The 15,405-nt window shown below is 46.0% G+C and carries 7 protein-coding genes; 3 read left to right on the top strand and 4 right to left on the bottom strand.

The features are described from left to right. The first annotated feature begins 1 nt into the window (after nucleotide 1). A complete protein-coding gene (gmk, locus tag FDP09_RS01365; RefSeq protein WP_137400940.1) occupies nucleotides 2–574 on the top strand; it encodes a guanylate kinase in 573 nt (190 codons plus the stop codon). Nucleotides 575–580: 6 nt separating this feature from the next. Continuing rightward, complete coding sequence (gene nadD, locus FDP09_RS01360; RefSeq protein ID WP_137400939.1) at nucleotides 581–1,147, top strand: nicotinate (nicotinamide) nucleotide adenylyltransferase; 567 nt, start codon at nucleotides 581–583, stop codon at nucleotides 1,145–1,147. Between the two features lie 441 nt (nucleotides 1,148–1,588). On the opposite strand, the gene FDP09_RS01355 is transcribed toward nadD, so the two are convergent. The 4 genes from FDP09_RS01355 to FDP09_RS01340 all read right to left on the bottom strand — a co-directional run bounded on the left by FDP09_RS01355 (nucleotide 1,589) and on the right by FDP09_RS01340 (nucleotide 11,471). Further along, entirely contained in the window at nucleotides 1,589–2,944 is a 1,356-nt protein-coding gene (locus FDP09_RS01355; RefSeq protein ID WP_308420975.1) for a vanadium-dependent haloperoxidase, read from the bottom strand. 9 nt (nucleotides 2,945–2,953) lie between these two features. Next, a complete protein-coding gene (locus FDP09_RS01350) occupies nucleotides 2,954–6,292 on the bottom strand; it encodes a VCBS repeat-containing protein (RefSeq protein ID WP_137400938.1) in 3,339 nt (1,112 codons plus the stop codon). 102 nt (nucleotides 6,293–6,394) lie between these two features. After that, nucleotides 6,395–8,257, bottom strand: coding sequence for a RagB/SusD family nutrient uptake outer membrane protein (locus tag FDP09_RS01345; protein WP_137400937.1), 1,863 nt, complete (start codon nucleotides 8,255–8,257; stop codon nucleotides 6,395–6,397). A gap of 19 nt (nucleotides 8,258–8,276) precedes the next feature. Further along, entirely contained in the window at nucleotides 8,277–11,471 is a 3,195-nt protein-coding gene (locus FDP09_RS01340) for a SusC/RagA family TonB-linked outer membrane protein (protein WP_137400936.1), read from the bottom strand. Nucleotides 11,472–12,635: 1,164 nt separating this feature from the next. Here FDP09_RS01340 and FDP09_RS01335 point away from each other — a divergent pair. Beyond that, nucleotides 12,636–15,257, top strand: coding sequence for a DUF5686 and carboxypeptidase regulatory-like domain-containing protein (locus FDP09_RS01335; RefSeq protein WP_137400935.1), 2,622 nt, complete (start codon nucleotides 12,636–12,638; stop codon nucleotides 15,255–15,257). Nucleotides 15,258–15,405 lie beyond the last annotated feature (148 nt).

The raw sequence follows: 15,405 nt of genomic DNA, 5'->3' as shown, positions 1-15,405 counted from the left end.
TATGTCTTCAGGAAAAGCTTTTATTTTTTCGGCCCCTTCGGGATCCGGAAAGACGACTATTGTCAAACACCTTCTTTCCTCCCGAAATGATTTGGGGTTTTCGATATCTGCCTGCACCAGGGATAGACGAGGACGCCATGAGGTTCATGGAAAAGATTATTATTTCCTTTCTCCCCAGGAGTTCAAACAAAAAATAGATGATGAGGAGTTTATCGAGTGGGAGGAAGTCTATGAGGGGAATTTTTACGGCACGTTGAAATCAGAGATCCAGCGGATATGGGACAGCGGAAAGCACGTTATATTCGATGTGGATGTCAAGGGCGGGCTCCATTTAAAAGAGTATTTTGGAGAAAAGGCCTTAGCGGTATTTGTCAAGGTACCTTCACTGGATACATTGGAAGAGAGGCTCAAAGATCGCGGAACTGAATCGGAGGAAAGCCTGTCGCGGCGAATTTATAAAGCCAAGTTTGAGATGACTTTTGAGGAACAATTTGACGTGACTCTCGTCAATGACCATATGGAGAAGTCCTTCGAAGAGGCGGGAAAGTTAATCAATGCATTCATTGAGAAATAGAGGAAATTGAAGGTAGGTTTATTTTTCGGCTCGTTTAATCCCATTCACATTGGACATCTGATCATTGCCAATGTCATGCAGGACAGTACTGACCTGGATGAAGTATGGTTTGTGGTCTCTCCCCAAAATCCCTTTAAAAAACGAAAAGCACTGCTTCATGAGTTTGATCGGCTCCGGATGGTCGAGCTGGCGATTGAAGGGAATTATCGGTTTAGGGCCATGGATGTGGAATTCCATATGCCGAAGCCCAGTTATACCGTGGATACCCTGGCCTATTTATCTGATAAATTCCCTCAACACGACTTTAAACTGATTATTGGAGGAGATAACCTGACGCATTTTCATAAATGGAAAAACAGCGATCAGATTTTAAATCAATTTGGACTGTATGTCTATCCCCGTCCTGGAGAATCCGTAGATTATGACCACCCAAATGTGCGCCATGTGGAAGCACCGCTGATCGATATATCGGCCACTTTTATCAGGAAGTCCGTGGAGGCCGGTAAATCAGTCACCTACTTGCTTCCTCCATTGGTCGAGGATTATATCAAGGGGAAGAAGTTTTTTGTCTGAAAGAAGCGGATACTTCAATAGATAATCACTGTCGTCCGATTAAATTTCAATTACGCTGAGAACGGGTTTAAACCTCAGTTTTATTTTAAAATCGTCACTGCGAGACTTAGAGGGAGGCCTGAGCGGGTGGAAGCCGTGGCAGCTCGCCGCGGCGAGTTGCCACACCCTTTTCCAACCCACATCTTCCTTAAAAGGGTTCGCAATGACGCTTTTAATACAAAAATTAAGTCGAGCTCAGGTTTTAAATAAAACAGGTAAGATTTACTTGATTTCGTAAAACTACCCGTTCTTAGAATGGCTAATAAGGAAGTCTTCTTTAGGGGATTTGGGGGCAGATTTGGAAGACTTTTTTTCAATCCTAAAATCTTTACCCGGACTATAATAGATAATACTGAATTACTTCCTCCATTTAGGTGCCGCATATAGAAGCGCCTGCCATTATCAATTTTTTGTTTTTGTTGCCTGAGCCACGCCGAGATCGCTTTGCGGTAGCTTTTCGATGATCCAGGCACCTACTTCTCTCCCTTGTTTCTGTCCACGTGTGATGGCATCCATAAAATGTATTCCACCATATAGCCTTGATATAGCCGCTTCATTGGCTGCTTGATTGAAAGAGGTGTAGTTTCGGGCTTGAAGTCCATACCTTTCTTCGACTGTGTCCGAATAGCTGAAATTGTCTCCAAAATAATGCGTCAAGATGGCTGCTGCAGCGGTGGAGATGGTCGAGTGACCACTGAGGTACTCCGGAAACGGCGGCGTTTGCAGAAATGGAGTCCACGTGGGGTCGATGTATTTTCTTATGGCCGTTTCAGGTCGGATGCGGTTACTACGGTATTTTTCATCCCAACATGCGATAAATCCATCCATCAAGGTAGTGGCTATTATCGTTTGGATTTTCATGGATTCCGTAAAGGAGAGTTCCGCTTTTTGGCAGGCGATGTTGGTGATTCCCATCCAATGGGCGCCTGGAGATATTTTTTTCATGCCGACCATAAGGTGGCCATTGTCCTGTAAGGCAAAGGGATTACAATCCCAGAAAGCAGCAATTTCCTTGTTTGTTTCGGACATTTCCACATCATATACCTCTTTGGTGATTTTGTAGAACTCAGAATCCTTTGCTTCCGAAAAGGCTACGGGCGCAAGTGGTTTGAACTGTGCGGCAGAATCCAGGAAAAAAGGTCTGACAGTATCAAAATAAGGCTCTACAGGTGCAAAGTACCCAGGAGGAGTCGGGTACCAACTTCCCGGCGTGCCCAGTGGGGTATAGCGTGGGTAGTTGCTGATAAGGGTGTAGCCATCAGTTTTGGCATAGTTTAAGATTGCTTTGGTCATGGCTTTGCCGTAGGCCAAGGACTGGTGAATTGTCTCTTCTGAAAAGCCCATCTTCCTACAGCTATCCAGTAAAGCATCTTCGAAAGTTTGTAGTTCTGTTCCTGAAGGTTGGATGGTTTTAGCCGTCTGGATCATACCCAGTACGGCACTGAGCTGGTAGGACTGGGCAGGAAAAGTGTCCGGTTTTTTGATGTTCGGATACTGATTGATGATGCCGTGTAAACCAGCCAGTGAACTGTCGTTTTGAGACACAATCTCATAGCCTGTGATGCAGGCATACGAAAAGAACCTGGCCGCCAAAGGAGGATTGGTGACATCATGAATCATCAGCTCGGTCATCTCCTGTGTGACCTCACCAATATACTTCGCGGGCAGTTCAGGTATGTTTTTTTTGTCAGTATTGCAGCTTATTGCGGCACTAAAGAGCGCTATTAAAGCAAGAAAATAACGGATTGCTTTCATCATGATCAGGGGTTAATTGGTGTTGTCCGTTTTGGAGTAGGTGACGATTCCTACTTGATTGATTCCAAAGATCCACTTCTCTTTAAGTGAAATGATGCTTCTTACGTCACCTTTTAGGGAGAATCCCGCGTGGGCCTGTGAAAGGCTTATAAAATTACCTTTTCCATCGCCTTTAAGCAAGAGGCCATAATTGGCATCATATTTTCCAAAGCGCAACCTTGCGTTTTCGATGTTGCCGCAGAGGAGTATGTCTTTGTTCCCGTCGTTGTCCATGTCTTGACTGGCGATGGCCATGATAGGGCTGTTTTGAGCCTGGATAGGCAAATTGGCCATGGAGAATTTTTTCGCCCCGCTGCTTAGGAAGAGGGCTGTCGTTAAGTGGTTTGCGGTAAGTTTTTTACTGTTCTCAAGCTCCTCGTCAGTGAAAATGTCTTTTATTTTAGCACTTGCATAACTTTTATAATCGGGAAAGCGTGTACGCATTTTCGCCATTTGATCCAGTAATTCGTCCCGGGTGACATAAGGATAATTTTCTCCTAGGATATAACAGCACAAAATGGGGTCTAGGGAACCATTTTGGTCAAAATCCTTATAAATGAGACTGGCAGGTTCATCGTCATTGGCATGGATTTGTGTGTTGGTTCCTTGGTTTCCTACGATGAGATCGGGTTTTTGGTCACCATTGAAGTCATCGATATGAATGGTATTCCACCATCCGCGGTATTGCTTGTCAAAATACTGGTCAGAGACTTCTACCATTTTTCCTTGACCAACGGTGAATACCTGAACCGGCATCCACTCTCCCACCGTAAGGAGTTCAGGTTTGCCATCTCCGTCCAGGTCCGCCATTGCTGCGTCCGTGATCATGCCCGGATGGACCAATGCAGGCGCCACATCGTTGGTTTGGTCGGTAAAGTTTCCTTGGCCATCATTGACTAAGATATAACTGCGGGGCTTTTCAGGATACCTGCCGGGCACCGTCCTTCCTCCCACAAAAATATCCAGTGCTTTATCACCATTGACATCTAGAAAGGCAGCGCAACTGGTGCTGGTGAGCATTTTGGGCAGCGCAGCAGGTTGTTTCTTGAAATTGCCCTTCCCGTCGTTTATGTAAAGGCGATCTTGGAGTTTAGGATCAGTAGGCATAAAATTGCCATAGCCACCGCTACACACGTATAGGTCTGTGAATCCATCACCATTGACATCCGCAAAAGCAGCGTAGCTGTCTTCACTGCCTTTGTCTAGGGCAAATTCATCTATTCCTTGGGGGATAAATTGCCCGTTTATTTGTTGAATAAACAGCTTTGAGATGTCACCTGACCCCGTGCCTACAAAAATATCCTCCAGGCCATCACCATTGACATCTGCTTTGGCCAGGGAAGGACTTTCGAATGAAAGTGGATTGACGATCAATGGCTGTCTTTTGAAATCATTCAACTGGTTTTGGGAGAATTGGATCTCAAACGGCGAGCTTGTCTCTGTAAAGAGTGGAGTCGGGGCATGGCGGTTGGGGGAATCATCTACTGCTTCGGCCTCTAGGAAGGTTACCAGTTGGTTGGCTTCCACGTTACGGGCCGTTTGGGTTTTTCCACTGAGCCATTTGACTTGGATAGAATCGATAAAATCGTCCTTGCCCAATCCGAAGTGGAGGACTGGGGAGACGCTAGATTGATAACCACGGGAAGGCATTTGCTCTTGATACATCGTTTGGTGGTTGTCATAAAGCGTTATTTGAGTGCCCAGACCGTACTTATTGCCTTTTTCACCTTTTAGTTCGATTTTCAGGAAGTTATGGTCGAGTTGCTTGTCTGCGTTATTTTCAAAAATGAAGGCGTCCAAGTTGATATTGTTTACTACCAGGTCTAGATCTCCGTCATTGTCGAGATCTGCATATGCGGCACCGTTGCTATTGGAAGAATAATCCAGCCCCCAGCTTTTGCTCACCTTGTCAAAGGTAAGGTCTCCGTTGTTTTTGAACATATAATTGTGGAGGTTGGATGAGGGAATTTGCTTGACCAGATCCAGTACATTTTGGCGCCGGATGTTTCCGTCATTGTTTTGGACATAGTCCCCCATAAACTTCAGGAAGTCCATATTGGTGTAATCACGTAAGTAGCCGTTGGTGATGTACAGGTCCTTCCATCCATCGTTGTCAAAGTCTGCAAATTGGGCCGACCAGCTCCAGTCGGTATTGGAAATCCCCGATAGCTGACCGATTTCACTGAAAGTGCTGTTGCCATTATTGACCTGGAGCATATTTCGCATATATTGATGATGAAAGCCCATGTCCACTTTAAAGTCAAACTTCTCATAATTGTCAGGTGCCATGAGCAGTTTTTGACGTTTGTTGTCTTCAGGAAGCATGTCGAGCGTAAAGAGGTCAGGAAGCCCGTCATTGTTTACATCTGCGACATCGTTCCCCATAGAAAAGTGTGAAGTGTGTCCCATACTGCTACCGATCCGGTCGATGAAAGTGCCATCTTGGTTGTTGATGTACAGGTAATCCGGAGCGGTATAGTCATTGCAAATGTACAGGTCCGTCCATCCGTCACCATTGATGTCCGCAGCTCCAGCGCCGAGCCCATAAGAGAGGGCTGAATTTTGGATCCCTGCGGCTTCAGTTACTTCTGTAAATTTGCCATCATCATTCCTGAATAGCTGTGATCCAGCCGGGTCTTTTTCCTTTAGGATGGCAGTGGTACTGGCTTCATCCAGTATCGGAAGAGATTTGTGGTTGTGGTTTAGGAGAAATAGGTCCAGGTCTCCATCTTTATCATAGTCAAGAAATATCCCTTGGGTGCTGGTAGAGGTACTGGCTATGCCGTACATTGTTGCTTGTTCTGAAAATGTTGGAAGGCCGTTTTCGTTATTGCCCTCATTGATATAAAGTTCGTTTTTTCTTTTTTCAGGTCTTAGGTTGCCCGAATAACAGACATAGATGTCCAGTCTGCCGTCACCATTGACATCCGCCATGGTCACACCTGTTTTCCAGGGGCCGTTGCGTCCTGCCGTGCCGGAACTAGCAGTGATGTCCTCAAATGTCATTTGGCCCTTGTTCAGGTAAAGTTTGTTGGGAATCATATTGCCCGAAAAGTAGATATCGTCCAGCCCGTCGCCATTTATATCGCCAATGGCCACGCCGCCGCCATTGTAAAAATATTCGTACATCAGGACATTGGTGTTCAGCCCTTCGGTAAGCTTGTTTTCAAAGGAGACATTTGTTTTAGAAGAGGGTAGAAGGGTAAATAATGACGGTTTTTCCGGAGCTGAACTTTCTTCTGGCTGACTACAATTTATGAGCAAGCTGCAGAGCAAGCCAATACAGGCCAATTTGGAGTAAAATTTTAGCATACAGGTATTGTTGGGTTTGGGGTTTAAATATAAAAAGAATCTATACCATCTAAAGTGATGGTACAGATTCTTTTTTAAGTTCAAAAAACAATAGGTTAGGGTTTATTCGGTGTATCCAGGATTTTGGACGAGTTGGGCGTTTCTATTCATCTCGTTTTGGTGAATCGGCAAGTAGTACATTTTATCCAGCCATTGCCGGTTTTCCTTTCCTGGGTCAATAGGTGTGACCTCATAGGAATAATCGTAGATCTCAGGATCATAGCGGTAGAGTTCCAAGCTTTCGCCGGGTTTAAATTCTCCGACAATATTGATGCCATTGGCTTTTCTGCCCAGCGTCTCTTCCGGGATCATCCAGCGGCGACAGTCATGGTAGCGCTGTTCTTCGTATGCCATTTCGATACGACGTTCATTTCTATAGCGCTCCCGCAAAGCCTCCCCGGAGTCGTTGATGGCAGGCATGCCCACCCGGTACCGGATCCTGTTTAGCCAAGTGCGGGCCTCTTCTTCCTGCCCCAGCTCGATGCAGGCTTCTACGTAATTCAGCACGGCTTCCGTGTAGCGTAAGAAAGGCCACGGGATCTCTTGCCAAGTGTTTTGGTCCACGATGGAAGGATCGGGGTCAATAAATTTGCGAAAATAATACCCCGTATATGATCCATTCCAGTCCTCAATAGAACTATTTCGAGTATCCAGGCCAAAGTGGGTTTCTACCGATCCGTTCTGTATGATTTCGTATTGGCCCGTTTGGATTTGTCCTAACGGGTCTTTAGGCTGATTGGCAGAAGATCTTGGCTTCCATTGGGCACCATCATAGAGCAAGGAAGCGTAGAAACGGGCATCCCGGTTTTCGTAAGGCGCTTCTGCATGTTCCGGATTGTCCCAGTCAAACTCGGTGCCGTCCATCATTTCATAGTCATCCACAAAGTGCTGGATGGGCGTATTCCCGGCCCAGTTGTTATAGCCGTTGGGGCCGTTGAAGAGCCCTTGACGTCCCCCGTTTTCCTGTTTGGCATTGATGAAATACCGAGCAAAGATCAGTTCTTCTTCTCCGCCATTTTTGGAAAGAGAGTTGTTCATGTAGTTCTGAATGCCTTCTTCATGGGAAACGGGCCCCGAAAGGTTAAGCAAGTTGCCTTCGTCATTGTCCAAGACCGCTTTGGCGGCATCTTTTGCCCGTTGCCATCTGGACATGCGATCGCCGGAAGTGTAGCCCAAGTATTCGGGATTGGCATAACCGGAAATCAAGCTGGATTGACTGGAAGCCGTAGGGATATCGTGGAGGTCACTGGCTGCATAAAGCAGTACCCTGGATTTGAGGGCCAAGGCAGCCATTCTGCTTGCTCTGCCAGAATCCATGGATTTTCCTTCCAGCAATGTGGCTGCTTCGTCAAGGTCACCTACGATGAAGTTGATACACTCCTCCCAGGTATTCCGGGGGATTTCGTAGGATTCTTCGCCCAACTCATAAGCCCTGTCCACAATCGGGAAACCACCGTAATAGCGCAAAAGCTGATGGCTGTAATAGGCCCGCATAAACTTGGCTTCCCCCATGAGGCGGTCCACCAAATCCTGATCTGTCAGCAATGGATCCGTTAGATTCTCGATGGCCACATTACAGGCGCGGATATAACTATACATATTGCCCCATTCGAGGGTGTTGTTGATCCATCCAGGGGCAGCAGGGTTTGACCTGGATTCCGTAATGACCGTGATGTCTCTGCCCGGGTGGGTAAAGATGGCTTCATCGGTAAGTGAGGCGAGCATTTGTTCGTCAAAGCCGCCTTGGCCCAAGCCTACATAGGTGCCTGTGACCGCTGCTTCGGCCAGTGCCGGATCCGACCATACATCTTCTTCTGATACCTCATCCAGTGGGCTGGTATTGACAAAATCAGCATTACAACTGGAAAATATCCATAAGCTGACTGCGATGAGGCACAGATAGGTTATATTTTTGAATTTGTTCATTTTCATGTCAGTTTAGGAATTAAAAGGTCACCGATAGTCCTGTGTTGATTACTCTTGCCTGCGGATAATATTGGCCAGTGGAGTTGGATGATTCAGGATCCATTACTTCCAGTTTGTTCATGATGTTGAACAAGTTCAGGCCATTGGCAAAAATCCGTAGGTTTTTGATGCCCACTTTTTCTCCGACTTCCAATGGAAGGGTGTATCCGATCTCAAAGTTTTTCAATCGGATGTAATCGGCTTGTCTAAACCAATAGGTATTGCCATTGGAGTAATATTGGTCACTTCTATTGGCGATCCTTGGGTGTTCGCTGCTTGGATTGTCCACTGTCCATCTGTTTTCATAAATGTCCAGTAGGTAGTTTCCGATGTTTCCTGATTCACCCGCGCTAACGTACTGTCGAGCACCAAAAGCTCCTTGTAGGAGGATGGACAGGTCAAAGTTTTTATAAGAAGCCGTGATGTTCATGCCGCCTTGGAACAACGGGATGTTGTTTTGGTCCATTCGCACACGGTCATCAGGTGTGATGAGTCCATCGCCATCATAATCGACATATTTCATGTCCCCAGGACGGAGTTCGTTGGTGATGGCAGAGTAATCCAGTTCTTCGTTGTCGATAGATTCCTGGTCCGGGAATACACCATCGTATTGGTACACCAAGAACGTATTCATGGGCTTGCCCGTTGATTTTTGCCATTCTTCAGCCCCTGGCGGTTCATCCCAGAAAAGGATTTTGTTTTTGGCATAGCCACCGTTTACACTGACGCTGTAGTTAAAGCCGCCGTTGGTCCTGCCGCGGTAGCCCATCAAGGCATCGAAGCCGGAGTTGGCCACTTCGCCGATGTTCTCGGCAGGTAAGCTGATGCCGGTGGTTTGCGGTACAGAAGCATTTTTTCTCCAAAGGATGTTGGTTCGTTTGTTATAGAAATAATCAAACTCGAAGAAGATCTTTCCATCCAGCAACTGACCTTCTATTCCGATGTTGGCGTTATTGGCGATCTCCCAGGTAATGGAAGTATTTGGTACCCTTGTTTCATAAAGGGTTTTGGTTTCGGTACCATCAATGATATAGCTGTCAAATCCATAAGTGCCCAAGAATTGGTATTCCTGAAGGGTCTGGGTTCCATCACCGTTGGAATCAAAATAGACTTGGTCATTCCCCATCTGCCCCCAGCTACCACGGATCTTGAAGAATTCCAGTCCCGGAATGGCTTGTTTAAAGAAATCCTCTTCAGAGGCTACCCAGCCCAGCATGATGCCGGGAAAGAAGCCGAATCGCGTGTCCTCAGGGAAGATGTAGGAAGCATCATATCTCCACAGGAATTCGGCGAGGTATTTTTCCTTGTAATTATAGGCTACCCTTCCGAAATAATTCAGCCTTGCGCGCTCATAGGCACCACCGCCGTTGTCTTTTTCCAGTTCCCCGCCGGCAAAAAGCTGATCAATGGCCGTAGAGATGTAGTACCTTCTGAAGGCATTGAAATTATCGCCTTCTTCGGTCTCGCGGTTGGTACCGGCGAGAATATTCAATTTATGGGCTTCATTGAACGTCTTTTCGTAAGAAAGAACACCGCCCAGAAGGATGTTCAATTGGTTGAAATGTTCTTGTCTCAGCCTTGGATCAGCAGGCCCCCTTTGGCTGGGTACGAGGACAGGAGTTACCCCATCTTCTTCAAAGCCCGTTCCACGTTCATAGAGGGTCCAAGGGGTTTCCCACCTTTTAAGGTCTCTTGAGAGTTTATCCACCGCAGCGGTACCGACAAATTTCAGGCCTTCTACCCCTGGGATTTTGATGGTCAGCTCACCATTGGATTGGAAGTAATCTCTTTTGTCTCGATCATATCCGGTAGCATTGGTGGTGATGACCACGGGGTTTTCACCGTTTTCGATGTCCGGTCCTGGCAGTCCGTTTGGCCAGAAGGCCGGTTGGTTGGGCTTCCCGCGCATTTGCATACGGAAGATGGCACCAGCACCTCTGGTGGGGAAAAACCGGAATTCTTCCCTTCCCAAAACGCCAATTTTCAGACTGATAAAATCGTTGATCTTGGCGTCAAGGTTAATCCTCAGGTCGTACTGTTTGTAGCCAGTGGCGGAGTTTTTGTAGTAAGCATCTTGGTTTTGATAGCCAAGGGAGGCCAGGTATTTTACGTTCTCACTGCCACCCACGAGTTGGAGATTATGCCGTACTTGTGGAGACCACTCCTTTAGGGTGGCATCATACCAATCGGTATTGGGGTAATTCCAAGGGTCGTTACCTGCCTGATAAGCCGCAATGTCCTCAGGGGTGTAGGGAGCGGCCCTTTCTTGTCCGTTTGGTCGGGTATATACGCCTGTGTTGTTGTAGGCTTGGTGTGCCGCTTCCCACTCGTTCACTGGAAGTTCATAAACACTCAGGTCGTTTAGCATTTCAGCATATTGTGCGGCATTGGCCAGATCCGGTATGACGGTGGGCTGTCCCCACCCTTGGTTAAATTGATAGGACAGTTCAGGCTTGCCGGACCGTCCCCGTTTGGTGGTGACCAAAATTACGCCATTTGCTGCCCTGGAACCATAAATGGCCGCAGAAGCATCTTTTAGTACAGAGATGCTTTCGATGTCGTTAGGGTTCAGCCGCTCGAAACCGCCTGCCCTGGCCGGGATGCCGTCGATAACGATCAAGGCGTCGTTGTTGCCAAGGGTGTTGGAGCCACGAATACGGATTCCGGAACCGTCATAGCCAGGCTCACCACTGCGGTTTACCGCTACTACTCCCGGCATACGGCCAGCGATAGAGTTGGAGATGTTTGTGGCCGGGGATTTGGCCAGTTCCGTTCCTTTTACTGCGGCCACAGCACCGGTAACCGTCTCTTTCTTTTGTTCACCGTACCCTACTACCACGACCTCTTCGAGGGCTTGCATGTCAGGGGACAGAGTAACTGAGATTTCGGTTTGATTTCCGACAGCTACATTTTTGGTCTCAAACCCGATGAACGAAAAGGTAAGTACGTTTTCGCCTTCATTGAGGTTGATGCTAAAATTACCATCCAGGTCGGTGATTGCGCCCTTGGTGGTGCCTTGTACCAAAACAGACACACCGGGTAGGGGCTGTTTGTCTTCGGAGGAAATGACATTACCAGTCACTTCTTTTTCTTGCCCAAATGCGGCCATCTGCCAACTGACAGAAAAAAATAGGCACAGCATGAGGACCCTTAACTTGCGTAAAGTTTGAGTCATGTGGGTTAATGTTAAAAGGGTTATTAAATGATTTATTGCTTCTACTAAAATGATTCAATATAAGGAGAAAAACAAAACTATATTTTTCGTTTTATTTCTTTTCCAATATGTATTTTTTATAAATAATAGAACTTTATTATTAAATTTTTAATGGAAGGTGCGGAATGATTTCGCGGAAATAATCGAAACCGATTGTTGTGTTAATATTTGTTAAAAGTGTTATTTTAACAAATAATATTCCATTACTTTTAGTTGGTTCTACTGATTGTTGGGAATTGCTTTTGGCGAATGGCTTGGGAGGGGATGAGGAAGGCAAAGGACATATGGAGATTTACATTTGATAAAATTTTGATTTTGTCAAATGCCAAGGTATATTTAACGCGTAAGGTTTAAATAAAAGGAAAGAATTGGCAGCTCATAGCTGTCCGTTCTTTATTTGGAGGCTTCCTAGGAAGCTTTTTTTTATGCTTGATTTTTTTCCCTATTTGATCAGTATATCAATCTTTTGGGATCAAGCAATATTTCCGGGGGCAAGGAATTTCTATTTGGATTTTTTGAAATTTACTGCTGTCACTATTTCTTCAAATGGGGTTTAGCGGGAATTTGTGATGACTGGAATGGTCATGGCTGCTAAAACGATAAACACTTCGCTTTACTATTTTACCATGGGCAGTAACCCATGGTTACCAATATACTGCTGGGGCAGTCCAAACCAACATCCAACTTTCATGAAGGCTTCTTTAATACCTGCCAAATACTATTTTCCAATACTAAATACCAGCTACCAAATACTTCTATATACCCCCTAACCCCCTAAAAGGGGGAATTGCCCCGCTTAATACTGTACCACATACTAGATACAACTTTTTTTGTCATCGTACTTCGTACCTTGTACTTTATACTTCCAAGGCAGCCTCATGGAGCAAAATCCCCTAGCTTATTTGCTTGACCTAGCTTTTCCGCATGATCCCTACTTGGCTTTTCCAGTTTAAGAGAAAAACTAGCGCAAAGCATAATCATCTGCGTTATCAGCGTTCCGTCAGTCTCCAACTTTTGCGCTGGCTGCTTGCCACTTTTAAAGTGTTAAAGTATGTCAAGAGATAGGGCGTTTCCGATGAGTTTTGAGTTTAAATGGTTAATTTGTTGACGTTTTTATGGGATATTATGAAGCGTTTTTCACAAGTTAGATGGTTTGTTTTCATGGGGATTTGGCTGGGATTGGTGATGTCGGCTTTTGGACAGGGTATTCGCGGGAAGGTGCTGGGGGAAGATGGTACGCCGATCCCGTATGCATCGGTATTCGTCCGAAACTTGAATGATGGGATCCCAACCAACCAGAACGGGGCATTTGAATACCCTTTGGCTCCTGGGCATTATGACATTATAGTAAGGCATCTTGGCTACGAAACCCAGCAGCAAACCGTTGAAATCAAGAATGACTGGATTCAGGTGGATGTAACGTTGGTCTCCCAGACCTATGCTATGGAGGAAGTGGAGGTAAAAGGGGGAGCTGAAGATCCTGCGCTGACCGTGATGCGCAAGGCCATTGCCAAGGCAAAATTCCATCGCCTTCAAGTGGCTGAATATACGATGAAGGTGTATATCAAAGGAACTGGCGAACTGACAAGTGCTCCTTTTTTTCTGAAGAAAAAACTAAAGGAAGAGGGCATTTCCCTGAATGAGGCCTATACTTCCGAGTCTGTTTCCGAGATTACGTTTAAGCAGCCGAATGAGCTCAGCGAAAAGGTCATCAGTATTCGTTCATCTGGCGAAAGCAACCAGACGGATCCGGCTCCGTACATTGGGGCATCTTTTTATCAGGACAAGATCAATGACGTGGTATCACCACTCAGCAGGTATGCCTTTTCATATTATCGATTTAAGCACGAAGGTACTTTTTTTGAACATGGTGTATTGGTTAATAAAATCCGGGTGACTCCCCGTTCCCGTGGGGAACAGGTTTTTGAAGGGCATATTTATATTATCGAAGATCTGTGGGCGATTCATAGCCTCGAGCTGAAAACCTCCATTATGGGCTTTGATGTAGGAGTAACCCAGCAGTATGCACCAGTAGAAGAAAAGGTGTGGATGCCTCTGACGCATGTTTATACCTTTGGAGGGAGTTTTTTTGGATTTAAAGGTCACTATAAATACCTCGCTTCTACGCGTGATTATCAAATCACCCTTAATCCTGACTTGGTGGCAGAGACAGAGATTCTGGATGAAACAGTGGAGGCTTTTGAGCGGAAGGCCCCCGCCCAAGAGCAAATCATTGAAGCCGATCAAATGTCCCGTAAGGATTTTCGTAAAATGATCAACCAGTATGAAAAAGAGCAGGAAAAGCAACGAAAAAATGCCGAGGTAGCGGTGGTGCGAAATCATGAGGTGGACTCCCTTGCACACGAGCGTACGAAGTCATATTGGGATAGCATCCGGCCGGTAAAGCTTACTGAAAAAGAAATCCAAGGCTATCACCGTGATGACAGCCTCGCCATGGTGGAGGCCGCAAAAAAGAGTGAGGTGGACTCCATTGCAGAGAAGGCCAAAAAGCCTTTTAATCCCCTGGATATTTTAGGTGGAGGAATGTATCACTTCGGGGGTGGTAGAACCGCTGGTTTTGATGCCAATTTCACCAAGCTGTCCTTTAATACCGTTGAAGGATTCAAATTTGGTTTGGGAGGGAATTATCAAGTGTCCCGAGTGGACAGTGCGTCCAGCCGAATAAGTTCTTGGAAGATCAGTCCTGAGGTGCGCTATGGGTTTTCAAGTAAGCAGTGGTACGGGACCTTGGACTTCCAGAAGTCCTGGAAACAAGAACGGGCCAGGTTTCTGTATGGCCTGTCAGCAGGAAAATACATTTATCAATTTAATGGTGATAAGCCTATCAATGAATTGGTCAATGCGGCATATTCATTACTGTTGAGGAGAAATTATATGAAATTGTACGATCAGCAGTTTGTAAGACTCTTTATGGACCATCGTCCCAAAGATGCATTTTCCTATAAATTGTCCCTGACCTATGCCGACCGGGGGGTGTTGACCAATCAGTCAAATTATAGTTTTTACAATAAGCCTGGAAGGGATTACTCCTCCAATATGCCAGATAATGTCGAAGCAGGGGATGGCGCGTTTCTGTCCAACGAGTCCTTACTGCTTGACGCAGCATTTAGCTGGCGGCCAGGGCTAAAGTATTATGTTCGCAATGGCACGAAATATCCTTTGGGCAATACTGCTCCCCAGGTGACTTTGAGGTACCATAAAGGTATTGCCAATGTGGGACTTGGCGACGGGAGTGCCGATTTTGACCAATTGGAAGTGGGGGTGAAGCATAGTTTTGAATTTGGGGTCAGCGGGGACTTGGACTTTAATGTAAGGGCCGGGACATTTCTGAATGATGATCAGGTTTACTTTATGGATTATGCGCATTTTGGTGGTAATAGGACCATTTTTAGCAATATGGGGACGGTGAGCAATTATCGGTTTTTGGATTATTACAGATTCAGTACCAAAGGCAATTATATCAGTGGTATCGTCCACTACCAGTTTCGTAAGTTTCTGTTGACGCAGTTGCCCATGTTACGGTTTTCGGGCGTTCGGGAAAACGTTTTTCTCAATTACCTAAAGACCGAATATTCGCCACATTATTGGGAGGTGGGTTACTCTTTGGATAATCTGTTTAGGGTTTTCCGCGTGGAAGTGGGAGCGGGCTTTGAGAATGGTGGCTATGTTCGTGGTGGCGTTCGGTTGGGGATTGCGACGTTTATCAATGTGGATTTTGGAGAGTAAATGGACAGGATGCTGGTGATGCGGGGATTATGTTCTGGGCTGCCGGATCCCTTAACTTGATAGTTCCAGATTACATGCTTCTTATACCTTCCGATGACAATGTTTCGCATTCGGATTATGGCAAAAAAAAGCCCGAACATGTTCGGGC

Origin of the sequence: Echinicola rosea (assembly GCF_005281475.1) — a bacterium.
GTDB classification, from domain to species: Bacteria; Bacteroidota; Bacteroidia; order Cytophagales; family Cyclobacteriaceae; genus Echinicola; species Echinicola rosea.
This window is presented reverse-complemented; position numbering and strand designations above follow the sequence as displayed.

Coding starts and splice junctions, on each gene's coding strand:
- FDP09_RS01345 (WP_137400937.1), bottom strand. CDS start 8,257: ATGAACAAATTCAAAAATATAACCTATCTGTGCCTCATCGCAGTCAGC.
- FDP09_RS01335 (WP_137400935.1), top strand. CDS start 12,636: ATGAAGCGTTTTTCACAAGTTAGATGGTTTGTTTTCATGGGGATTTGG.
- FDP09_RS01350 (WP_137400938.1), bottom strand. CDS start 6,292: ATGCTAAAATTTTACTCCAAATTGGCCTGTATTGGCTTGCTCTGCAGC.
- FDP09_RS01355 (WP_308420975.1), bottom strand. CDS start 2,944: ATGATGAAAGCAATCCGTTATTTTCTTGCTTTAATAGCGCTCTTTAGT.
- gmk (WP_137400940.1), top strand. CDS start 2: ATGTCTTCAGGAAAAGCTTTTATTTTTTCGGCCCCTTCGGGATCCGGA.
- FDP09_RS01340 (WP_137400936.1), bottom strand. CDS start 11,471: ATGACTCAAACTTTACGCAAGTTAAGGGTCCTCATGCTGTGCCTATTT.